Origin of the sequence: Klebsiella sp. TF21-TM (genome assembly GCF_019753495.1) — a bacterium.
In the GTDB taxonomy this organism is placed as follows: domain Bacteria; phylum Pseudomonadota; class Gammaproteobacteria; order Enterobacterales; family Enterobacteriaceae; genus Klebsiella; species Klebsiella quasipneumoniae.
Window position 1 is genome coordinate 254,109 of record NZ_JAIJYL010000002.1, and the last position, 21,188, is coordinate 275,296.

Below are 21,188 nucleotides of genomic sequence, written 5' to 3' on the forward strand. Positions count from 1 at the left end.
TTGAAGCCGGTATACTCACGGCGTGAAACCATCCTTAAAAAATCAATATTTACGGGGCTTTTTTTAACTATGTTTGATTTGTTTAAAGCGATAGGGCTCGGCCTGGCGGTGCTGTTACCGCTGGCGAATCCGCTGACTACCGTGGCGCTGTTCCTTGGCCTGGCGGGCAATATGAACAACGCCGAGCGGAACAAACAGGCGTTGATGGCTTCGGTGTATGTCTTCGCCATCCTGATGGTGTCGTGGTATGCCGGCCAGGTGGTGATGAATACATTCGGCATATCAATACCTGGGCTGCGTATCGCCGGGGGGTTGATTGTGGCCTTTATCGGTTTCCGCATGCTGTTCCCCCAGCAAAAAGCCCACGATTCGATGGAAGCGAAGATCAAATCGGAAGAGCTACAGGATGAGCCAACCGCCAATATCGCCTTTGTGCCGCTGGCGATGCCAAGCACCGCCGGTCCGGGCACCATCGCGATGATCATCAGTTCCGCCTCAACCGTGAAGCACGGCGTGGACTTCCCGGAGTGGGTGGTGCTGGCGGCGCCGCCGATTATCTTTGCCCTGTTGGCGATCATTCTCTGGGGTTGCCTGCGCAGTTCGGGGGCGATTATGCGTCTGGTAGGCAAAGGCGGCATTGAGGCCATTTCGCGGCTGATGGGCTTCCTGCTGGTCTGCATGGGCGTGCAGTTCATTATTAACGGCGTGCTGGAGATCATTTCGACCTGGCATCCCTGACCGCGGTGATGCGCAGAGAGACAAAAGCCCGCCGGAACGATACCGACGGGCTTTTTTTTGCGGCTCAATCAAGAGTGGTGCGGCTGGTGCTCTTCCAGCGATACCGGCCAGCGACGGAAGATCAGCAGGGCCCAGATCAGGCCTGCCAGCGCCGGGATGGCGCCGATGTAGCCGATGGAGGCCATAGAGAGGTGCAGACTCACCTGGCTGCCCACCAGCGCGCCGGCGCCAATGCCGATGTTAAAGATGCCCGAGAACAGCGACATGGCGACGTCGGTGGCGTCCGGGGCGGAGGCCAGCACTTTCACCTGCATGCCGAGACCGATAATCATGATCGCCACCCCCCAGAAGATGCTGAGCAGCATCAGGTGGTGCGGGTTATGCGAGGCCGGCAAAAGCAGCAGCAGACAGGCCAGCAGCAGGCCGATGGCGAGGCTTATCAGCCCCGAAGCGTGCTGGTTACCGAGCTTGCCGAACAGAATGCTGCCGATAATCCCGGCCCCGCCGAGGATCAGCAGCAGTACGGTGGCAAAATTGCCGCTCAGACCCGCCACCGTCTGGACGAAGGGTTCGATATAGCTGTAGGCGGTATAATGGGCGGTCACCACCACCACGGTCAGAATGTACACGCTGACCAACGCCGGGCGACGGAACAGCACCGGCAGGCTTTTCAGCGAGCCTGAGTGTTCGCTCGGCAGCGTCGGCAGCAGTTTCACCAGGCAGGCCAGAGTGGCTAAGGCGCCGAGGCCGATCGCCAGGAAGGTCATCCGCCAGCCAAAATACTGGCCGATGATGCGGCCGATCGGAATGCCAAACACCATCGCCAGTGCGGTACCGGTGGCGATCAGGCTCAGCGCCTGCGCCCGTTTGCCCGGAGGCGCCATGCGGATGGCCAGCGCCGACGTTATCGACCAGAACACCGCATGGGCGAAGGCGATGCCGATGCGGCTGATGACCAGCACGTCAAAATTCCATGCAAAGAACGACAGCACATGGCTGGCGATAAACAGAATAAACAGGCCGATGAGCAACCGCCGACGCTCCACTTTGCTGGTCAGCAGCATAAACGGCAGCGACATTAACGCCACCACCCATGCGTAGATGGTCAGCATCATGCCCACCTGGGCGGTTTCCATGCCGAAGCTGTCGGCAATATCCGACAGCAGACCGACCGGGGCAAATTCTGTGGTGTTAAAAATAAACGCGGCGATGGCCAACGTCACGACACGTAGCCACGCTACCTTGCGTGAGACCGTATTCGTAGTCATAAGCTCTGGACTGGTGATTCAGGGGAAGATGTGACGCTGATCTTAAAACGTTTGCTGGCGAAAAGACAATCATTTTGTGATCTGCATCTCATTTCACTGCAAGCGCCCAGGTGCGGTTAAGCAATTAATTTTGCTATGGATAGTGTCAGGGGGGCGCTTTTATGTCATGTTGAAGGAAAGTAAAAAAAATAAGGACAGTGTATGCAGGAAATACAATTTTATCTGGTCGATGCCTTCAGCGATAAAAACTTCGGCGGCAATGCCGCGGCCGTTTGCCCCCTCAGCGAGTGGTTAGCCGACGATGTGCTGCTGAAAATGGCCCAACAGCATAACCAGTCCGAAACGGCGTTCTTCGTCCGCACCGACGAAGGCTATGAGTTGCGCTGGTTTACCACCCTTGGCGAGATCAACCTCTGCGGCCACGCCACCCTGGCGACGGCGCACGTTATTTTTGAATATCTCGACCATCCCTCGGCGACGATTACCTTTAGCACCCGTTTTGTCGGCGACCTGCGGGTGACCCGCAGCGGCGACTGGCTGACGCTCGACTTCCCGGCGTGGACGACCACCCCGGTGGCCAATCCGCCGGCGGACCTGCTGGCCGGGCTGGGCCTCGAGGCGGCCGTCGAGGTACGGGAAGGGCGCGATTATCTGGTGCTGCTGGCGGATCGCCGGCAGGTTGAAGCGGTGCAACCGGACATGGCGCGCCTGCAGACGCTCGGCAAAATGATCTGCGTTAGCGCGCCGGATGAGGAATATGACTTTGTCAGCCGCTTCTTCTGCCCGGGAGAAGGGGTGCCGGAGGATCCGGTGACCGGCTCCGCCCACAGCATGCTGATCCCCTGGTGGGGCGACAAGCTGGGGAAAACCACCATGATGGCGCGCCAGGTCTCCGCCCGCGGCGGGGATCTGCGCTGCCAGTGGCAGGGCGACCGGGTGCTGATCGGCGGCCAGGCCACCACCTATCTGCGCGGGACTGTCTATTTACGTTAATCCTCACCGCCGCGTCGTTCCGTTGTCCGGGGACGGCGCGGCGTGCGTCATCAGGCAAGGGAGGCGCCACCGCACATCACCAGCTCCTGTCCGGTCATCGCCGATGCGCCCTCACTCAATAACCAGCTTATCAGCGAGACCACCTCCTGCGGGGTAATGAGCCGCCCCAGCGGCGGCAGCCGCGGCGGAGAGCTTTCCCTGCCAGGCTGATGGAGCATCGGCGTATCGGTTGCCCCGGGCGCCACCACGTTGACCGTCACCCCTGCGGGCGCCAGCTCTGCCGCCCAGCTTCTGGCAAGGGCGACCAGCGCGGCTTTGGTGGCCGTATACTGGGAACGACCCGCTGCGCCTCGTGATGTACGGCTTCCCAGCAGAACAATCCTCCCGCCCGGCTCCATGGCCGGGGCGAAGTGATTGACCAGCGTTTGGGCCGCGTCGACATGTAAACGCCACAGCGACTCGCCGCGCAGTGGATCAAGATTGCCCAGGGGCGCGGCGGTCATCGAACCCGCGGCGTGGATGATGGCCTGAGGTGGCTCAATCTGTTCCAGCGCCGCCAGCAGCGCGCTGCGTTGGCTGACATCGACCTCCAGATGGCGAAAGTTCGGCTGTGAGAAGGGCGGCAGCGAACGGCTCATGCCGACCACCTGCCAGCCGTCCTCCAGCAATTGCCTCACCACCGCGGCGCCGATCCCGGAGCTGGCCCCGGTGACTATGGCCCGCTTCATTGCGCCTCCAGCATCGCTGCCGGTATCTTGAATACCGCCTTTCTGACCGGCGCTGGCGTCGAAACCGCACACAGCGCCTGGTGCGGTTCGCCGGGGTAAAAGACCGCGAAGTCGCCGGGACGCAGCAGAATAGAGACACTCTCCGGGGCCGGCTGACAGAGATAGAGGTCGGGCTTAAGCTCATTATCCTGCGGGCGCATCACGGCAGCCATGCCCGCCTGGATCCGCTCCTCGCCGGCCAGGATGACCTGAATATCCGCCCACTGGCGATGATATTCCGTATGCCGCTCGGCCGCAGGCTGGGTTTGCGCCACGCCGAGGGTGCAGAACCACGGCGCGCCGTCGGGCTGGAAGCGGCCATCCTCTCTGGCGCTCAGGGCGGCCAGCGAACAGGCCTCGCTGCTCAAAAGCTGCTTTAACGCCGGCGGCAGACCAGCCTGGTGCAGCGCCTGCAGGGTACCGATAATCATGCGCTTTCTCCTTTCACCCACTGTGGCGAAACGCGAACATACTTGATCGCCTGACGGTACCAGGTGTAGGCGATATGCAAATTACCGTCTGTTCCCTGTTTGATGCTGGGGTAGGAGAACTCCCGGTTCAGCTTCTGCTCCGAATTATTGGTCATGCAGTAGCCGTCGCCCTCGTCAAGATTACGCAGCCACGGCCAGCTTTTGCCGCCGTCAGGCGAGATCGCCACCGTCATCGGCGCGCGGGGCGCGCCCCAGAAGGCGCTTTTTCCGGTTGTTTCCGGCTCCTTACGGCCATCGTCATCCGCAATTTCATCGTACAGTGAGGCTCGGCGTTCGGTGGCCCCGGCGGCGCTCATATTATTAAACACCAGCGCCAGTTCGCCATTGTCGAGAGTCGTCGCCTGAATGGACGAGTTGTTGTTCGGCAGCGTCGTTGGCACCGGCGCAGACCAGCTTTCACCCTGGTCGCTGGAGCGGCTGAACCAGATGTGATCCGCCCAGCGACTGCGAAAGAAGGCCGCCAGTCCGCCGTCGGGATGCGCGGTGATGCTCATATGGACGCAGCCAAGACTCTCCGGGACCGCCACGTCGCGCCAGCTTCTGCCGCCGTCGGAGGAGATCTTCACCGCGCTGACGTCATTGTTACCCACCCATTTCTCGCCGGGTGCAGTGCGGCAGTAAAACACCGGCAGCAGCCAGCTGCCGTCAGGCATGACGCTAATCGGCTGGCGAATAAAGGTACCGGGCTGATCCAACAGGGTATCGATGGGTCCCCAGCTTTGCCCGCCGTCGTGTGACTGGCGGTAGCGCACAATGGCGGTATCCTGGTTGCCGGCGAATTGCGCCGTCCATAACAGCCACACTACCTGGTCCGGCGCCTGAAACAGCACCGGATTTTGTTCCGAGCGGTCAGGATCGTCGGAGAGCTTAACCGCTTCGCTCCAGCGATCGCTGCCGGGGGCTAACCGCGAACCCCAGATCGAAATGTCGGCTTTCCCCTCCTGGGAGCCGCCGAACCAGACGCACATCAGGCTGCCATCTTCCAGCTGAAGCAGGTTGGCGGCATGATTTTGCGGGCAGGCGCTGGGGAGCATCGCCCATGCGATATGTTCATCTTGCTGGTGCTGGCGAATGACGCCGTCGAAAGAAGGAATTGCGGACATGTTTTAGACTCCACGTTGCTCAACAGGGGCAGGGGATGATTGTGATTTATTCGGGATCAGGCGATCGATGACCATGATGATCGCCGGGGTCGCCAGGGCGACATACATGTTATTGATGCCGAACGGATCGCCAAGTAAATACCAGACGGAGGTCACCACGCAGGCGCCGATCAGACCGGCATTGGCGCCGCGGGTGCTCCTGAAGAAGGGTGCATAGAAGGCGATGACCGCTACTACGGTAATGGACAGGCGGATGGCGCGGGTGAAGAAGGAGAGTTTCAGCACTTCCGGCACCAGCAGCACAAAGATCAGCGGCAGGAAGCCGATAATTAACGATGCCCAGCGCGTGGCTCTGAACTCCTGGTCCGGAGTTGGGTTACGCCATGGTACGTAGAAATCTTTCACCACCAGCGAGGCAATGGCCAGAGCAACGGTACTTACGCTGACGAATATCGAGGCCACAAGTGACGTTGTCACGAGTCCCGCCAGCCAGGGATTCATGTCCTGCAGAAATACCGGCAGGGCGTACAGGCTGTTGATTTCCGGATGCAGATACTTCGCCGCCACGCCGATGATGGCGATGGCAAGGGCGATGGGCAGGCAGAAAAAGAAGGCGATCCACGTGGAGCGCTTTGCTGACCGGACGTCTTTGGTGGAGCTGATCGCCTGGATAACAAACTGGGTGCAGAAGATGGAGCCGATAGTGCCGATAAGCCAGGCGAAGATAGTGCCAGCGCCAATGTTGCCATCCCACGTCCAGTAGTAATCCGGCATCTTCTCAATCATCGGCGTGAAGCCGCCGGTTTTGGATAGAGCAAAACCCAGAATGATCAGCAGACCAGCGTATTTTAACGCGCTGTGTAACATGGTGACCCAGGCGACGCCTTTCATGCCGCCGAAGGCGAAATAGAAGGTACTGACGATGGCGGTAATAAAGGCGGCCACGGGTAAGTTGACTTTTAAGACGGTGGAAATAGCCGCGGCGCCGCTGACGTAGTTGCCCACGTTAACCAGCAACAGCGCATAAATCATGATCAGGGAGATAATATTTTTGGTACTGGTGCCATATTTCTCAGCGATAGCCCCGGATATGGTGATTTTCCCGGTGTTATAGATGCGCTTTACCAGAATCAAACCGAACAGCGGGAAGCCGATGGCCGCCCCCAGCACGGACCATGAGGCGGCAATTCCGCTCTCAAAGGCGGCCTGAGCGGTACCGATGGTTGATTTGGCACCAATATATTCCGACATCAGTAATATACCGACAATAAAGGCCGGCATGGCGCGCGAGCCTTCCATAAAATCCCCGGAATTCTTACTACGAATACGGAATGTCAGCCAGGTGGTAAACAGAATATAGGCAATGACAATGCCGACAATAATAAAGGTATCTTCAGCGGTAAAATGATTCATCTTAGCCTCTCTCTGGGCGTACGAATCCTGGGTACGGCGGTACCCGGTCTGTTTTATTTACGAAACGCAGCGGGTATTACGCTAAATAACGGGCAATGATGCCGCGTATTTCCTGCAGCTGCTGGTCACTAAACTGCACCGCGTAGCGGCTGTCGCCCACCTCATGGCCCATCAGCTGCAGCGCTTTTTTCACCGCCGCGGGTGAGAACGCTACGTTGTACAGGTCGGTGCGCAGGCCCGTTACCCGCTCCTGCGCCTGGCGCGATCTGGCGATATCTCCAGCATGGAACAGCGACCAGATAGCGTTGATCTCGGCAGGCGCGACGTTGGCAAGCCCCGAGATGCAGGCTGAGCAGCCGTCGACAAACCCCTGATGGATAAGCGAGTCCGGGCCGTTGAGAACGTCGAAACCGTCAATGTCGCGTACCGCGTCAAGAAAGCCTTTCAGACTGTCGTAGCTGCCGGCGCTATCCTTGATGCCAATGATATTGTCGTGCTGCGCCAGCTTACGCGCTGTCTCCGGCGCAAGGGTGTTACCGGTGCGGGCGGGAATGTTGTAAAGAAAGAGCGGGACGCTCAGCGCGTCGGCGATCGCCGTATAGTGGTTTATCAACTCTTCCTGCTTCAGGGGCACGAACCACGGGGTGATGGCCGATACCGCGTCAACCCCGAGGCGGGCGATCTGCTGGCCCAGCCGGCGGGTCTCCCGGGTGGAAACCTCCCCGATGTGGGCTACCACCGGCGCGCGACCGGCGGCCGCCTCCACGCAGGTTCTGGCGACGGCGATCTTCTCTTCCTCATTGAGGACAAAAAACTCGCCGTTGGTGCCGCCGCAGAATATGCCGTTGCCCGCGGCGATCTGGCGCTGCACCTGCTGCTGCAGCGCTGGCAGGTTAAGGGCTCCCTCGGTGGTAAAGGGGGTAACGATGGCGGTGAGTACGCCGCTAATGGCTCTCCTCATTTGATTTTCTCCTGTTAGGCATGTTCCGGAAACAGCGTCTGGTAGATAGCCGCGATCTCTTCACGGCTGACGCTGCAGGGGGCGTTATTCATCAGGCGTTTAACGTTCTGCGCCGCTGCGCTGAGGGCGGGGATGCTGTCTGCGGGAACGCCGAGCACGGCGAGGTTATCGGGCAGCGGTAAGCGTTTGACCAGCGCCGCCAGCCATGCCACCAGCGCATGGGATTTCTCTTCCTCGCTGAGGGTGAGGTCCGCGTCGGGGATCAGATCCCAGACCTGAGCGAACTTCGCCACCGCGTGGGGGCGGACCACCCGCATGCAGGGCGCCAGCAGAATGGCGTTGGCCACCCCGTGCGGCAGGTGCCAGGTGCCGCCGAGCGGATAGGAGAGCGCATGCACCAGATGGGTGCCGGCATGGTTGATCGCTGCGCCGCCGTACCACGAGGCCCAGAGCATCTCCAGCTTCGCCGTCAGATCCTGCGGCTGATCCACCGAGCGTTCGATATGACGCACCAGCTTGTGTAAACCGATTAACGCCGCGTTATCGCTTACCGGGTTGGCCACGGTGGAGGTGAAACACTCCAGCAGATGGCACAGAGCATCGATCCCGGTCGAGGCTGCGATGCTGGCCGGCATGCTGGTGGTCAGCTCCGGCAGCAGGGCGACGTAGTCCGGGAGCAGCACCGGGGAGATGATCCCCACTTTGGTCTGCTGCTCGGGGATCGCCAGAATAGCGTTCGGCGTTGCTTCGGAGCCGGTCCCGGCGGTGGCAGGGATCAGCAGGGAGCATAGCCGTCGTTGCGGCTGTTCACCCGCCAGCAGGGCCGTCAGAGTGGGGGCTTGCGGATGCAGCAGCACCGACAGCAGTTTCGCCACGTCCAGCACGCTCCCACCGCCAATGCCGACGACCATCTGCGGTTGAGAAGCGCCCAACTGGCTGACGATCTCCGCCACATCCTGATGACTGGGCTCGGCAGGCACACTGTTAATGACCTCAACCTGGCGCCCGTCTGCCGCCAGCAGGCGATGGATCGCCCGGGTCGCCTCCAGCGCTCCGACGTTCTGGTCGGTCACCAGCAGGATACGGGTTTTATCTGCCAGCAGCGGGAGCAGGGCCGATGAGGCGCCAGCCCCGCTGATGATCGTGCTGTGTATCGTCGCCACGCGTTTCTCCTTGGTAGTGGTTGATTGAATTCAATCATTCACGAGTCGTTCCACTCGTGTGGTGGGGAAAAGTTATAATTTATACGGCGGTTTAATAACTTGACCTTGCTCACATTTAATCAAATATGATTGAATATAATCAATTCCAGGTTTGCAACGTTTACAACGACCACAAGGCAGGACAATGAAAGACGGCAATAACAGCGTGCTGGTGCTGGCAGATGACTTTACCGGAGCCAATGACGCCGGGGTCAGCCTGGCGGAGGCGGGTATGTCGGTAGAAGTGGCATTCTCCGCCGGGCAGGCGTCATCCGCCCGGGCGTTAATACTCAACAGCGACAGCCGGGCGATGACCGCCGGCGCGGCCGCCGACAAGGTCACCGCTCTGCTGCGCGGCGCGGCGCGATTCGCCCCGCGCTGGCAGATAAAGAAGATCGACTCCACGCTGCGCGGCAACCCCGGCGCCGAACTGGAAGCGATGATGACGGCGCAGGGCTGCCGGGTGGCGGTTGTGGCGCCGGCTTACCCGGCGGCCGGGCGGCATACCCGGGACGGACGCTGCTATGTACACGGGATACCCCTCGATCACACCGAATTTGCCAGCGATCCGAAGACGCCGGTTAGCCGGGCGGATATTGCCGGCATTCTCGCCATGCAGAGCCGGCTGCCGAGCCGGTCGCTGAGCGCCGCCCAGCTTCCGGGAGCGTTAGCGACGGCAGGCGATGCGAGGCAGGTACTGATTATCGACGCCTGGGAAGAGCGTCATCTGGATCAGGTCATTGACGCCGTCGCTCCTCATGCGCAGGAGACCCTGCTGGTCGGCTCGGCAGGCCTTTGCGAGGCGCTGGCGCGCCGCCTGCGCCGCAGCGAGCAGGGGCCGCTGCTGGCGGTGGTCGGCTCGATGAGCGAGATGGCGCAGCGCCAGGTCGCGGCGCTGCAGGCTCATTCCCGAGTGAGAAAGATCGAAATTGATGTCGAACAGGCCTTTAGCGGATCGCCGAAGGAGGAAGCCTCGCGGATCGCCGAGGTGCTGCGTGAGGGTCATCACTGCGTGGTGACCACCCGCCCGAATAACGCCGTCCGGCACGGGATTGAAGCCCAGTGCCGCGAACGCGGTCTCAGCCGTGCGGCCTACGGGGAGCACATTTGCGCCTGGCTTGCCGACGTTACGGCACAGGCGGTGGCCCTGTGCCCCCCTGGCGCGCTGTATCTCTCCGGTGGCGATGTGGCCATCGCCGTGGCTCAGGCGCTCGGCGCCAGCGGTTTTCAGATCCGCGGCCGGGTCGCGGAGTGCGTCCCATACGGATACTTCCTCGGCGGCCGCTGGTCGCGGCCGGTGATGACTAAAGCCGGAGGATTCGGCACCGACACCACGCTATTACATGTTGTGAATTTTATTGAGGAGAAACTGAGTGTCTAACATCATTGCAGTCACAATGGGCGACCCGGCAGGGATTGGTCCGGAGATTATTATCAAATCCCTCGCCGAAGGGGCGCTGAGCGGCGCGCCGGTGGTGGTGGTGGGCTGCGCGCAGACGCTGCGGCGTATCCTGGCGTTGAACATCACCCCGCGGGCGGAGCTACGCATCATTGACCATCCCGCCGAGGCAAGCTTTGCCCCGGCGACGATTAACGTCATCGATGAGCCGCTCAGCGACCCGCAGGGGCTGCGTCCTGGCGAAGTGCAGGCCCAGGCCGGGGATCTGGCGTTTCGCTGCATTAAGCGGGCGACCCGCCTCGCGCTGGAGGGCGCCGTCGCGGCCATCGCCACCGCGCCGTTGAATAAAGAGGCGCTGCATCTGGCGGGGCATGCTTTTCCCGGCCATACGGAACTGTTGGCCCACCTGACGCAAACCACCGATTACGCCATGGTGCTGTATACCGAAAAGCTTAAGGTTATCCATATCACCACCCATATCGCCCTGCGCCAGTTCCTTGACACCCTCAACCAGCCGCGGATCGAGACAGTGATTGGCGTGGCGGATCGCTTTCTGCGCCGGGTCGGCTATCAGCGTCCGCGCATTGCGGTCGCCGGCGTGAACCCGCACGCCGGGGAGAACGGCCTGTTTGGCGATGAAGAGATCCGCATCGTCGCCCCCGCGGTTGCCGCCATGCGGGAGCAGGGAGTGGAGGTAACCGGCCCCTGTCCGCCGGACACGGTGTTTATGCAGTGTCATGAGGGGATGTACGACATGGTTGTGGCGATGTATCACGACCAGGGGCATATTCCGCTGAAGCTGCTGGGATTCTATGATGGGGTCAATATCACCGCCGGGCTGCCGTTTATCCGCACCTCTGCGGATCATGGCACCGCGTTTGATATTGCCTGGACAGGTAAAGCGAAGTCTGAGAGCATGGCAACCTCCATTGAGCTCGCCATGCACATCGCGCAGGAATAACATGAAGGGATATAACCGGTTAGAGCAGATTATGGACTTCCTGAAAAGCCATAATCTGGTGACAGTCGACCAGCTGGTGGCGGCGACCAACGCCTCGCCAGCCACCATTCGTCGCGACCTGATCAAACTCGATCAGGAAGGGGTGATCAGCCGCACGCATGGCGGGGTGACGTTGAACCGGTTTATTCCTGCCCAGCCGACGACGCTGGAGAAAGCCCAGCGCAGCCCGCTGGAAAAGCAGGCAATCGCCAGCGCGGCGGCAGCGCTGGTGAAAGCCGGCGACGCCATTGTGCTCGATGCCGGCACCACCATGATTGAGCTGGCGCGGCAGATCACCCATCTGCCGCTGCGGGTGATCACCAGCGATTTACATATCGCCCTGTTTTTGTCGGAATTTAAGCAGATTGAAGTGACGATTATCGGCGGGCGCATCGATGACAGCAGCCAGTCGTGCATCGGCGATCACGGCCGCCGCCTGCTGCAGACCATCTGGCCCGATCTCGCCTTCGTCAGCTGCAACGGCTGGGACCTTGAGAAAGGGATCACCGCCCCGACGGAGGAGAAGGCCGCCCTGAAACGCGATCTGATGGCCAATGCCCGCCGGCGCATTCTGCTGGCGGACAGCTCCAAATACGGCGCCTGGTCACTCTTCAACATTGCCCCGCTGGAGTCGTTGACCGATATCGTCACCGACGGCCACCTGCCGGTAGCGACCCGCGAGGCGCTGGTGACCCTTTCCCCTCAGCTGATCATTGCCGACTGATCCAGACGCCGCCGTCTGCCGTCAGGGCAGACGCGCGATATTGGCTTTGATCACCGCAACCGACTGGCTGAACTTCGCCTGTTCTTCGCCGGCCAGCCGCAGTTCGATAATCTGCTCCACGCCCCCCTGGGCCAGCACCGCCGGCACCCCAGCCGCCGCGCCGCTGACCCCGTACTCACCGTCAAGAATGCAGGAGACCGCCAGCGCGCGGTGGCTGCCGGTAAAAATATTGCGGCAGATCTCGGCGATGGTGCCTGCCACGCCATATTCCGTACAGCCTTTGCCGGCGTAGATCTCAAACCCCAGCTTGCGCACTTTGTCGGCCATCGCCTCCCGGTCGAGCGGCCGGCCGGTGCGTTGCTGGTAGAGGTCGGCGATCGGCGTGCCATATACCGAGGAGTGCGACCATACCGGAAACTGGGTATCGCCGTGCTCGCCGAGGATAAAAGCGTCGATGCTCTGGGCGCCAATGTTCAGCTCCTGCGCCAGCAGACGACGCAGGCGGGTGGTATCCAGCCAGACGCCGGTGCCCAGCACCTGGCTCCGCGGCAGGCCGGAGAGCTGCCATACCTGCCAGGTGATGATGTCACACGGGTTGGTGGCCACCAGGAAGATGCCGTTAAACCCGTTGGCCATCATGGTCGGCACAATGCTCTTGACGATTTTCGCGGTAGTGGTCAGTTCATCAAGACGGCTCTGGCCGGGGCGCAGCGCGCCGCCGGAGACGGTGATCACCGCGATGTCGACATCGGCGCAGTCGCTGGCCTCGCGGGTGGAGATGGTCATCATTCCCGGCAGATAGGCCGCGGCGTCGCTGAGGTCCTGAGCGTGGGCCTCGGCGCGCGGCTGGTTAAGGTCGACGAGGATCAGCTCCTCGCAAATGCTCTGGTTGAGCAGGGCGTAGGCCGCTGACGCGCCGACGTTACCGGCGCCAATAATCATCACTTTACGGGCTTTGGTGCGCATATTCAGGTCTCAAAAACGGACGGCAGGGGATAAAGTTACTGCGTTTCAGTTAGTTAGCGCAAGTGGCGGGCGGCAATATAAGTTAATGCTATGGCGGTAACCGTTCCGGGGCGCGCTACAGTGGCGTAAAAAAAGGAGCTCACCTATGTATACCATCACCGACATCGCCCCCACCGACGCCGAATTTACCGCCCTGATTGCCGCCCTCGACGCCTGGCAGGAGACACTCTACCCGGCGGAGAGCAACCATCTGCTGGACCTCGGTCAGCTGCCGCCGGAGACAGTGATCGCCCTGGCGATCCGCAGTCCGCAGGGCGAAGCCGTTGGCTGTGGGGCTATCGTCCTCAGCGAGGAAGGTTTTGGCGAGATGAAGCGGGTCTATATTGATCCACAGCATCGTGGGCAACAGCTGGGAGAAAAGCTGCTGGCGGCCCTGGAGGCGAAAGCGCGCCAGCGCGACTGCCATACTCTGCGCCTGGAGACCGGCATCCATCAGCATGCGGCCATCACCCTCTATACGCGCAACGGCTATCAGACCCGCTGCGCGTTTGCTCCCTACCAGCCCGATCCGCTCAGCGTCTTTATGGAGAAACCGCTGTTTGCCGATCTTCGTTCAGCAGCGCTATAAACGCTTCCAGCTGGCGGGTTTTGGCGCCCCGACGCCACACCAGCCAGGTGGTGAGCCAGCGCCACTCTTCCGCCAGCGGCCAGGCGGAAACCTGCTGATGGCCCGGCATACTCTCCAGCATACTGCGCGGGATCAGCGCCAGCCCGGCGCCGGCGATCACGCAGGCCAGCATCCCGTGATAAGACTCCATCTCATGGATCCGGCCCGGAGTGGCTCTGTCGGCATGGAACCAGCTCTCAAAATGCCGGCGGTAGGAACAGTTGGCGCGAAAAGCGTAGACATTAGCCCCGTTCACTTCGCTGGCGCGGGCGATGGGCGCGTGGCCGTAGGGGGCGACGATCATCATCTCTTCAGGGAACACCGGCAGCCCCTCCAGGCCCGGGTGCACCAGCGGTCCGTCAACGAACGCGGCGCTCAGGGCTCCCTCCAGCACGCCGTCGATCATCGTCCCGGAGGGGCCGGTGGAGAGGGCGAGATGAATTTTCGGGTAGCGCTGATTAAAGTGGGCCAGGGTGGTGGGGATCCGCACCGCCGCGGTGCTCTCCAGCGAACCGAGAGAGAAGAGTCCCTGGGGTTCGTCGCCCGCCACTACCATTCGCGCCTCGTCCACCAGGGCGAGGATCTGCTGGCTGTAGCGTAAGAAGCTGTGGCCCGCGGGCGAGAGGCGCAGCCGCTGGTTCTCGCGGATAAACAGCTCAACGCCAAGATCCGCCTCCAGCTGGCGGATGCGGGTGGTGAGGTTGGACGGCACGCGATGCACTTTCTGCGCTGCCTGGGTGATGCTGCCGGTGCTGGCGACGGCGTTAAACATCTCTAGCTGAGTCAGGTCCATACTATTCTTCTTTTGTGAATGCGTTGCTTAATATTATTCATTTTCAATGAATGGAAAGGTAAGCCAGAATACGTTCACTTCGCAAGCAACGAGAGAGAGAATAACGATGAATTTATCTGCAACGCACGCCGTCTCCGTCAACCCGACTACCGGCGAGGTGGTCTCCTCGCTGCCGTGGGCCAGCGAACGCGAGGTCGACGCGGCTATCGCTCTCGCCGCGGCGGGCTATCGCCAGTGGCGTCAGACGCCGCTCGCCGCACGCGCCGACGCGCTGCGCCGCATCGGGGCCGAGCTGCGCGCCCGCGGTGAAGAGGTGGCCCAGACGATCACTCTCGAGATGGGCAAACCGATTGCTCAGGCTCGCGGCGAGGTGGCGAAATCCGCCAATCTCTGCGACTGGTATGCCGAACATGGCCCGGCGATGCTGGCGACCGAAGCCACCCTGGTGGAAAATAACCAGGCGGTGATCGAATATCGTCCGCTGGGGGCCATTCTGGCGGTGATGCCGTGGAACTTCCCGGTCTGGCAGGTGCTGCGCGGCGCGGTGCCAATCCTGCTGGCCGGCAACAGCTACCTGCTGAAGCACGCCCCGAACGTGATGGGCAGCGCCCGCCTGCTGGGCGAGATTTTTGCCGCCGCCGGCCTGCCGGAGGGCGTGTTTGGCTGGGTCAACGCCACCAATGACGGCGTTTCGCAGATTATCAATGACGACCGCATCGCGGCGGTGACCGTCACCGGCAGCGTCCGCGCCGGGAAAGCGATTGGCGCTCAGGCGGGCGCAGCGTTGAAGAAATGCGTGCTCGAGCTGGGGGGATCCGATCCCTTTATCGTTTTGAACGATGCCGATCTGGATGAAGCGGTGAAGGCCGCCGTCACCGGCCGCTATCAGAACAGCGGCCAGGTGTGCGCCGCGTCGAAGCGCTTTATCCTCGAAGCCGGCATTGCCGAGGCCTTCACCCGCAAATTTGTCGACGCCGTCGCGGCGCTGAAGATGGGCGATCCGCGCGACGAGCAGAATTACGTCGGGCCGATGGCGCGATTCGATCTGCGCGATGAACTGCACCAGCAGGTAACGGCGACCCTCGATGAAGGCGCAACCCTGCTGCTGGGGGCGGAAAAAATCGAAGGGGCGGGCAATTACTATGCGCCAACGGTCCTGGGCAACGTCACCGCCGGCATGACCGGCTTCCGCCAGGAGCTGTTTGGTCCGGTCGCGACCCTGACCACCGCCCGTGACGCAGACCATGCGCTGGCCCTCGCCAACGACAGCGAATTTGGCCTGTCGGCAACGGTCTACACCACCGACGAGGCGCAGGCCCAGCGCTTTGCCCGCGAGCTGGAGTGCGGCGGTGTCTTCCTTAACGGCTACTGCGCCAGCGACGCCCGGGTGGCTTTCGGCGGCGTGAAGAAGAGCGGTTTTGGTCGTGAGCTGTCGCATTTTGGCCTGCATGAGTTCTGCAATGCGCAGACCGTCTGGAAAGACCGTCGCTAATCTGCGTTTGCCCCTGACGACCGTCGTTCTCGTCTGCTATACTCGCCCACCAAAATTCGACGGTGGGCAAGGAGCCGCGTGTGGCGACGGTGATCAATAACGCAATGCTGGAAGCCATTCTGGCAGAAATCAGGCCGCTGATTGGCCGCGGTAAAGTGGCGGATTATATTCCGGCGCTGGCCAGCGTCAGCGGCGATAAGCTTGGCATCGCTATCTGTACGGTGGACGGGCAACATTTTGCCGCCGGCGATGCCCATGAACGATTCTCCATCCAGTCGATCTCCAAGGTATTGAGTCTGGTGGTGGCCATGAACCACTATCAGGAAGAGGAGATCTGGCAGCGGGTGGGGAAAGATCCCTCCGGTCAGCCCTTTAACTCGCTTCTGCAGCTCGAGATCGAGCAGGGCAAACCGCGCAACCCGTTTATTAACGCCGGGGCGCTGGTTGTCTGCGACATGCTGCAGAGCCGGCTCAGCGCGCCGCGCCAGCGAATGCTGGAGATTGTCCGCCGCCTGAGCGGCGTGGCCGATATCGCCTACGATCCGCTGGTGGCCCGCTCTGAGTTTGAGCATTCGGCGCGCAACGCCGCTATCGCCTGGCTGATGAAATCCTTCGGCAACTTCCATAATGATGTCGCCACCGTGCTGCAGAACTATTTCCACTACTGTTCGCTGGAGATGAGCTGCGTCGAGCTGGCGCGAACCTTTCTGTTTCTCGCCGACCGCGGCATCGCCCCGCATCTCGAAACGCCGGTTATCGCGCCGATACAGTCCCGCCAGGTGAATGCCCTGATGATGACCAGCGGCATGTACCAGAACGCCGGCGAGTTTGCCTGGCGCGTCGGTCTGCCGGCGAAATCGGGCGTCGGCGGCGGAATTGTGGCAATTGTGCCGCAGGAGATGGCGATCGCGGTCTGGAGCCCGGAGCTTGACGAGGCGGGGAACTCCCTGGCCGGCGTGGCGCTGCTGGAGAAACTGACTCAGCGGATGGGGAGGTCGGTGTTCTGATGGTCGATCAGGATCGATTATTTGCTCGCCTGGCGCGTTCGACGTTTCGTTCACGCTTCCGGCTGGGAATGAAAGAGCGGCAATATTGCCTCGATAAAGGGCCGGAGGTCATCGACCAGCATGCCGCCGATTTTATCCGTCAGCGGCTGGCGTCCGCCGCGCCGGCCAATGATGGCAAGCAGACGCCGATGCGCGGTCACCCGGTGTTTATCGCCCAGCACGCGACCGCCACCTGCTGTCGCGGCTGCCTGGAAAAATGGCACGCCATTCCCCACGGCCGCGCGCTGAGCGAGCAGGAGCAGCGCTATATTGTGCAGGTGATCCACCGCTGGCTGGTGCTGCAGATGAACGGCCCGTCTGTGCGCTAATTTGCATTTGATCGGCGCCGGAGTATGCCTGATAAATATTCTCATGTTATGATAATCCGCTAACTAACTATTAACATAATAATTGCCTGAAACAATTAGACGGATAATTACTGAATGTCTTCACTGTCGATTCGGTCATTTACGCTGTTTCGTGAAGAACAACCCGTGCGCGATGCACTGGTCTTATTTACGTTAACGCTATTGCTGCATTTTCTGGGCGCGATGCTGCGTCTGGTGCAGGAGCTCTCTTTCTTCTGGCCGCTCAACGCAGTGATGGCCGGGATCTTTGCGCGCTACGTATGGCTTAATCGCAGCTATTTTTATGCCGTCTGCTTTGCGGCAATGCTGGTCTATGACGGATTAACCTCGCGCTGGGGAATGGGCTTTGCCTCATTGCTGATTAACTTCTCCAATATTGTCTTTATTGTGACCCTGGCGCAGCTGGTGCTGTGGGATAAACGACGCGCCGACTCGATGCCCGGCCCGATTAACGCGCTTAATTTATTCTGTTTCTGTCTGTTAGCCGCGCTGCTGTGCGCAGCGGTCGGCGCGTTGGGGTCGGTGGACGTCGAGCGCGCCACCTTTATTCCCCAGCTGGCGGACTGGTTTAGCGAGCAGTTCTCGACGGCGGTGCTTATTCTGCCGTTTATTCTGACCCTGACGCTGCCCTCCGCGTTAAGCGGTTTTCGCTTTCGCCAGCTGCTGCCCGCGCTGGCGCTGGTGCTGTCGATTGCCCTTGGCGTGGCGGTGGGCGGCGCCGGCAGCATTACCTTCCCGTTACCGGCCCTGATCTGGTGCGCCGTGCGCTATCCGCTGCCCCTGACCTGCCTGTTGACCTTCCTCACCGGCATCGGTGAGATACTGCTGGTGGCCAACTCGTTAATTCACTTTGCGCCGGATACGCGAATGCAGCCGTGGCAGCTGTTCTCCACTCGCCTGGGGATCGCGGCGATGCTGATAAGTCCGGTGATCGTCGCCTCCAGCGTCGAGGCGATCAACATGCTGGTGAAACAGCTGGCCCTGCGCGCTGATTTTGATTTCCAGACCCGGGTCTATTCCCGTTCCGGGCTGAGCGAGGCGCTGAAACGTCAGGCCTTGCCGGCCGATAAACTGCTGACGGTGATGGTGCTGGACATCGATGGCTTCAAAAGGGTGAACGATGCCCTGGGCCATGAGGGCGGAGATTGCGTACTGACTCAGTTTGCCCAGCAGGTCAGGCAACTGGTGGGCGAGCAGGGTATGGTCGCCCGTATCGGCGGCGAGGAGTTTGCGGTCGCCGCCGTGGTCGACAGCACCCAGCAGGGTTATCTGCTGGCGGAGAAGATCCGCCACGGCGTAGAGTCGCAAGCTTTCGGTTGGGGACATAACCCGATCCACCTGACCATCAGTATGGGACTGGAGACACGCGAGGTGGGCCAGGCCCGTATTACCGAGCTGTTTAACCAGCTGCTGCTGGCGGCGGACGATGAAATGGTCAAAGCCAAACAGACAGGCCGTAATCGCATCTGTATGCCGACGCTGACGGAAAGCGCACCATAAGAAAATCCTATATGTGTTATGCTTGTGTTAATGCTTGGTTAAAATATAGTGATGTGGTCAAAAACAAGGAGCTATCATGATCACATCATTTTCACTGCGCACGCTATCGCGTGACGATATTCTTCATCACCTTCCGGCATTAAGCGATATCCTGGCGAGCTGCGTGAACGGCGGCGCCTCGGTGAGCTTTATGCTGCCTTTCAGTCAGCAGACGGCGACGACCTTCTGGCAACATGTCGCCAACAGCGTGGCGGCCGGGGAGCGCATCGTGCTGGCCGCCCTTGACGCTGAGGAACGTCCCGTCGGCACCGTGCAACTTATCACCAGCCAACCGGAAAACCAGCCCCATCGTGCGGACGTGGCCAAACTTTTGGTTCACCAAAATGCCCGCCGCCTGGGGATTGCCAACGCGCTGATGGCGGAGCTGGAGCAAACCGCCCGGCGGGTAGGTAAGACGGTGCTGGTGCTGGACACGGCGACCGGCAGCGGGGCGGAACAGTTCTATGTCCGCTGTGGCTGGGAAAAAGTGGGCGAAATTCCGCGCTATGCGCTGATGCCTGATGGTGCGATGACCGCCACTTCACTGTTCTATAAGTTTCTTGCCTGACGGCGGTTATTACAGAATCCTTTGATCAAAACAGGGTTTCACTGGTAGTAAAACCTGATAAGTTATTGGACCAATTACTCAGGTTGTATGACTACTCTTAGAGGGAACCCATTGTGAAAACGTTAAACCGTCGTGATTTCCCCGGCGCGCAGTACCCTGACCGTATCATCCAGTTTGGAGAAGGTAACTTCCTGCGCGCATTCGTTGACTGGCAGATTGACCTGCTCAACACGCATACCGACCTGAATGCTGGCATCGTGGTCGTTCGTCCTATCGCCACCGATTTCCCCCCCTCCCTGAATACCCAGGACGGCCTCTATACCACTATCATTCGCGGTCTCAACGAGCAGGGCGAAGCGGTGAGCGACGCGCGGCTGATCCGCTCGGTCAATCGGGAAATCAGCGCTTACGCTGACTACGACGCTTTTTTACGTCTGGCGCATAACCCCCAGATGCGGTTTGTCTTTTCCAATACCACTGAGGCGGGCATCAGCTACCATGCCGGGGATCGGTTTGATGACGCGCCGCCGGTAAGCTATCCGGCAAAACTGACCCGCCTGCTGTTTGAACGCTACCAGCATTTTGCCGGCGCAGCCGATAAGGGATGGGTGATCATCCCCTGCGAACTGATCGATTATAACGGCGAGGCGTTGCAGACGCTGGTGCTGCGCTATGCCTCCGAGTGGCAGCTGCCGCAGGCCTTTATCAACTGGCTGACGTCGGCAAATACCTTCTGTTCCACGCTGGTGGATCGCATTGTGACCGGCTACCCGCGCGATGAAGTGGCGGCTCTGGAGGCGCAAACCGGCTATCAGGACGCTTTCCTCGATACTGCCGAGCACTTTTATTTGTTCGTTATTCAGGGGCCCGCCTCATTAGCCAGCGAGCTGCGACTCGATAAGCTGCCGCTCAATGTGCGCATCGTGGACGATATCAAGCCCTATAAAGAGCGCAAAGTGGCGATCCTCAACGGGGCGCACACCGCCCTGGTGCCGGTGGCCTTCCAGGCCGGGATCGACACCGTCGGCGAGGCGATGAACGATGCGGAAATTTGCGCGTTTGTCGAAAAGGCGATTTATGACGAGATTATTCCGGTGCTGGATCTGCCGCGCGATGAGCTGGTGTCATTCGCCAGCGCCGTGACCGGGCGCTTCCGTAATCCCTATATCAAACATCAGCTGCTCTCGATCGCTCTCAACGGCATGACCAAATACCGCACCCGTATTCTGCCGCAGCTGCTGGCAGGGCAGAAGGCGCATGGCGCGCTGCCGCCGCGCCTGACCTTCGCCCTGGCGGCGCTGATCGCCTTCTACCGGGGAGAGCGGGAGGGGACAAGCTATCCGGTACAGGATGATGCGGAATGGCTGACGCGCTACCAGACGCTTTGGGCCCGCCATCGTGACGGCCAGATATGCACCCGCGAGCTGGTTTCCGCTGTGCTCAGCGTGGAGTCCCACTGGGAGCAGGATCTCAGCCAGATCCCCGGCCTGGTGGAGCAGGTCGCCGCTGACCTTGACGCTATCCTGACCCGCGGTATGCGCGACGCCGTCAGGCCGCTCTGCTGATAGCGGAGTCTATTCACCCGGCTGCGGCCGGGTTTAATCGCAATCGAATTAGTTACAACATACTTTTTTATTAACCAGATTTAGCCGGTCGGCAGCCTCGCTGCAAAAGGCTTTTTAGTGCCAAA

21 protein-coding genes are annotated in these 21,188 nt (G+C 60.7%); 12 read left to right on the plus strand and 9 right to left on the minus strand.

The features are described from left to right. Positions 1-69: 69 nt before the first annotated feature. A complete protein-coding gene (locus K5R89_RS03130) occupies positions 70-738 on the plus strand; it encodes a MarC family NAAT transporter (protein ID WP_004205969.1) in 669 nt (222 codons plus the stop codon). Between the two features lie 68 nt (positions 739-806). Here the strand turns inward: K5R89_RS03130 and K5R89_RS03135 are convergent, their stop codons facing one another. Then, positions 807-2,006 (minus strand): sugar transporter, encoded by a 1,200-nt coding sequence (locus tag K5R89_RS03135; protein WP_032452773.1) that lies wholly within the window; start codon positions 2,004-2,006, stop codon positions 807-809. 201 nt (positions 2,007-2,207) lie between these two features. Between K5R89_RS03135 and K5R89_RS03140 the strand changes: the two genes are divergently transcribed. Continuing rightward, on the plus strand, positions 2,208-2,999 hold the full coding sequence (locus K5R89_RS03140; RefSeq protein ID WP_023289623.1) for a PhzF family phenazine biosynthesis protein: 792 nt from the start codon (positions 2,208-2,210) through the stop codon (positions 2,997-2,999). A 50-nt stretch (positions 3,000-3,049) separates the two neighbouring features. On the opposite strand, the gene K5R89_RS03145 is transcribed toward K5R89_RS03140, so the two are convergent. The 6 genes from K5R89_RS03145 to K5R89_RS03170 form a co-directional block, all read right to left on the minus strand. Beyond that, the gene (locus tag K5R89_RS03145; RefSeq protein WP_023289624.1) at positions 3,050-3,727 is read right to left on the minus strand and encodes an SDR family NAD(P)-dependent oxidoreductase; all 678 of its coding nucleotides are present in this window, start codon (positions 3,725-3,727) and stop codon (positions 3,050-3,052) included. Continuing rightward, positions 3,724-4,197, minus strand: a complete 474-nt coding sequence (locus K5R89_RS03150) for a YhcH/YjgK/YiaL family protein (protein ID WP_048297479.1) — start codon at positions 4,195-4,197, stop codon at positions 3,724-3,726. The genes K5R89_RS03145 and K5R89_RS03150 overlap by 4 nt, the downstream gene beginning before the upstream one ends. Further along, complete coding sequence (locus K5R89_RS03155; protein ID WP_060590754.1) at positions 4,194-5,360, minus strand: exo-alpha-sialidase; 1,167 nt, start codon at positions 5,358-5,360, stop codon at positions 4,194-4,196. Before K5R89_RS03155 ends, K5R89_RS03150 begins: the two co-directional genes overlap by 4 nt. A 3-nt stretch (positions 5,361-5,363) precedes the next feature. After that, the gene (locus tag K5R89_RS03160; RefSeq protein ID WP_023289627.1) at positions 5,364-6,773 is read right to left on the minus strand and encodes a sodium:solute symporter family protein; all 1,410 of its coding nucleotides are present in this window, start codon (positions 6,771-6,773) and stop codon (positions 5,364-5,366) included. A gap of 76 nt (positions 6,774-6,849) precedes the next feature. Beyond that, positions 6,850-7,734, minus strand: coding sequence for a dihydrodipicolinate synthase family protein (locus tag K5R89_RS03165; RefSeq protein WP_217259162.1), 885 nt, complete (start codon positions 7,732-7,734; stop codon positions 6,850-6,852). 14 nt (positions 7,735-7,748) lie between these two features. After that, on the minus strand, positions 7,749-8,897 hold the full coding sequence (locus tag K5R89_RS03170; RefSeq protein WP_217259161.1) for an iron-containing alcohol dehydrogenase: 1,149 nt from the start codon (positions 8,895-8,897) through the stop codon (positions 7,749-7,751). 184 nt (positions 8,898-9,081) lie between these two features. Between K5R89_RS03170 and K5R89_RS03175 the strand changes: the two genes are divergently transcribed. The 3 genes from K5R89_RS03175 to K5R89_RS03185 are packed head-to-tail and all read left to right on the plus strand — an operon-like array spanning position 9,082 to position 12,059. Then, positions 9,082-10,317: a four-carbon acid sugar kinase family protein gene (locus K5R89_RS03175; RefSeq protein ID WP_217259160.1), complete on the plus strand. Its 1,236-nt coding sequence runs from the start codon at positions 9,082-9,084 to the stop codon at positions 10,315-10,317. Further along, entirely contained in the window at positions 10,310-11,296 is a 987-nt protein-coding gene (locus K5R89_RS03180) for a D-threonate 4-phosphate dehydrogenase (RefSeq protein WP_032452794.1), read from the plus strand. Before K5R89_RS03175 ends, K5R89_RS03180 begins: the two co-directional genes overlap by 8 nt. Position 11,297: 1 nt before the next feature. Further along, on the plus strand, positions 11,298-12,059 hold the full coding sequence (locus K5R89_RS03185; protein ID WP_217259159.1) for a DeoR/GlpR family DNA-binding transcription regulator: 762 nt from the start codon (positions 11,298-11,300) through the stop codon (positions 12,057-12,059). 21 nt (positions 12,060-12,080) lie between these two features. On the opposite strand, the gene K5R89_RS03190 is transcribed toward K5R89_RS03185, so the two are convergent. Further along, positions 12,081-13,025, minus strand: a complete 945-nt coding sequence (locus K5R89_RS03190; RefSeq protein WP_044522927.1) for an L-lactate dehydrogenase — start codon at positions 13,023-13,025, stop codon at positions 12,081-12,083. Between the two features lie 145 nt (positions 13,026-13,170). On the opposite strand from K5R89_RS03190, the gene K5R89_RS03195 reads away from it, so the two are divergent. Then, the gene (locus K5R89_RS03195) at positions 13,171-13,653 is read left to right on the plus strand and encodes a GNAT family N-acetyltransferase (protein ID WP_023289634.1); all 483 of its coding nucleotides are present in this window, start codon (positions 13,171-13,173) and stop codon (positions 13,651-13,653) included. Here the strand turns inward: K5R89_RS03195 and K5R89_RS03200 are convergent. Continuing rightward, positions 13,607-14,485, minus strand: coding sequence for a LysR family transcriptional regulator (locus K5R89_RS03200; protein WP_023289635.1), 879 nt, complete (start codon positions 14,483-14,485; stop codon positions 13,607-13,609). The two genes, K5R89_RS03195 and K5R89_RS03200, sit on opposite strands and share 47 nt — an antisense overlap. A gap of 106 nt (positions 14,486-14,591) precedes the next feature. Between K5R89_RS03200 and sad the strand changes: the two genes are divergently transcribed. From sad to K5R89_RS03230, 6 genes are all read left to right on the plus strand, one after another. After that, positions 14,592-15,977, plus strand: a complete 1,386-nt coding sequence (gene sad, locus K5R89_RS03205; protein ID WP_004205961.1) for a succinate-semialdehyde dehydrogenase — start codon at positions 14,592-14,594, stop codon at positions 15,975-15,977. 80 nt (positions 15,978-16,057) lie between these two features. Further along, the gene (gene glsB, locus K5R89_RS03210; protein ID WP_050534214.1) at positions 16,058-16,984 is read left to right on the plus strand and encodes a glutaminase B; all 927 of its coding nucleotides are present in this window, start codon (positions 16,058-16,060) and stop codon (positions 16,982-16,984) included. Continuing rightward, positions 16,984-17,352 carry a DUF4186 domain-containing protein gene (locus K5R89_RS03215; protein WP_023289638.1) on the plus strand — a complete coding sequence of 123 codons (369 nt, stop codon included), beginning with the start codon at positions 16,984-16,986 and terminating at the stop codon, positions 17,350-17,352. Before glsB ends, K5R89_RS03215 begins: the two co-directional genes overlap by 1 nt. 114 nt (positions 17,353-17,466) lie before the next feature. Further along, positions 17,467-18,891 (plus strand): GGDEF domain-containing protein, encoded by a 1,425-nt coding sequence (locus tag K5R89_RS03220; protein WP_023289639.1) that lies wholly within the window; start codon positions 17,467-17,469, stop codon positions 18,889-18,891. Between the two features lie 76 nt (positions 18,892-18,967). Next, entirely contained in the window at positions 18,968-19,498 is a 531-nt protein-coding gene (locus K5R89_RS03225) for a GNAT family N-acetyltransferase (protein ID WP_049014010.1), read from the plus strand. A 113-nt stretch (positions 19,499-19,611) separates the two neighbouring features. Then, entirely contained in the window at positions 19,612-21,063 is a 1,452-nt protein-coding gene (locus K5R89_RS03230; protein WP_060590741.1) for a tagaturonate reductase, read from the plus strand. Positions 21,064-21,188: the final 125 nt, after the last annotated feature.

Bases quoted from the DNA above. Each gene is read 5' to 3' on its own strand.
- K5R89_RS03130 (WP_004205969.1), top strand. From the start codon at position 70: ATGTTTGATTTGTTTAAAGCGATAGGGCTCGGCCTGGCGGTGCTGTTA.
- K5R89_RS03135 (WP_032452773.1), bottom strand. From the start codon at position 2,006: ATGACTACGAATACGGTCTCACGCAAGGTAGCGTGGCTACGTGTCGTG.
- K5R89_RS03140 (WP_023289623.1), top strand. From the start codon at position 2,208: ATGCAGGAAATACAATTTTATCTGGTCGATGCCTTCAGCGATAAAAAC.
- K5R89_RS03145 (WP_023289624.1), bottom strand. From the start codon at position 3,727: ATGAAGCGGGCCATAGTCACCGGGGCCAGCTCCGGGATCGGCGCCGCG.
- K5R89_RS03150 (WP_048297479.1), bottom strand. From the start codon at position 4,197: ATGATTATCGGTACCCTGCAGGCGCTGCACCAGGCTGGTCTGCCGCCG.
- K5R89_RS03155 (WP_060590754.1), bottom strand. From the start codon at position 5,360: ATGTCCGCAATTCCTTCTTTCGACGGCGTCATTCGCCAGCACCAGCAA.
- K5R89_RS03160 (WP_023289627.1), bottom strand. From the start codon at position 6,773: ATGAATCATTTTACCGCTGAAGATACCTTTATTATTGTCGGCATTGTC.
- K5R89_RS03165 (WP_217259162.1), bottom strand. From the start codon at position 7,734: ATGAGGAGAGCCATTAGCGGCGTACTCACCGCCATCGTTACCCCCTTT.
- K5R89_RS03175 (WP_217259160.1), top strand. From the start codon at position 9,082: ATGAAAGACGGCAATAACAGCGTGCTGGTGCTGGCAGATGACTTTACC.
- K5R89_RS03185 (WP_217259159.1), top strand. From the start codon at position 11,298: ATGAAGGGATATAACCGGTTAGAGCAGATTATGGACTTCCTGAAAAGC.
- K5R89_RS03190 (WP_044522927.1), bottom strand. From the start codon at position 13,025: ATGCGCACCAAAGCCCGTAAAGTGATGATTATTGGCGCCGGTAACGTC.
- K5R89_RS03195 (WP_023289634.1), top strand. From the start codon at position 13,171: ATGTATACCATCACCGACATCGCCCCCACCGACGCCGAATTTACCGCC.
- K5R89_RS03200 (WP_023289635.1), bottom strand. From the start codon at position 14,485: ATGGACCTGACTCAGCTAGAGATGTTTAACGCCGTCGCCAGCACCGGC.
- sad (WP_004205961.1), top strand. From the start codon at position 14,592: ATGAATTTATCTGCAACGCACGCCGTCTCCGTCAACCCGACTACCGGC.
- K5R89_RS03215 (WP_023289638.1), top strand. From the start codon at position 16,984: ATGGTCGATCAGGATCGATTATTTGCTCGCCTGGCGCGTTCGACGTTT.
- K5R89_RS03220 (WP_023289639.1), top strand. From the start codon at position 17,467: ATGTCTTCACTGTCGATTCGGTCATTTACGCTGTTTCGTGAAGAACAA.
- K5R89_RS03225 (WP_049014010.1), top strand. From the start codon at position 18,968: ATGATCACATCATTTTCACTGCGCACGCTATCGCGTGACGATATTCTT.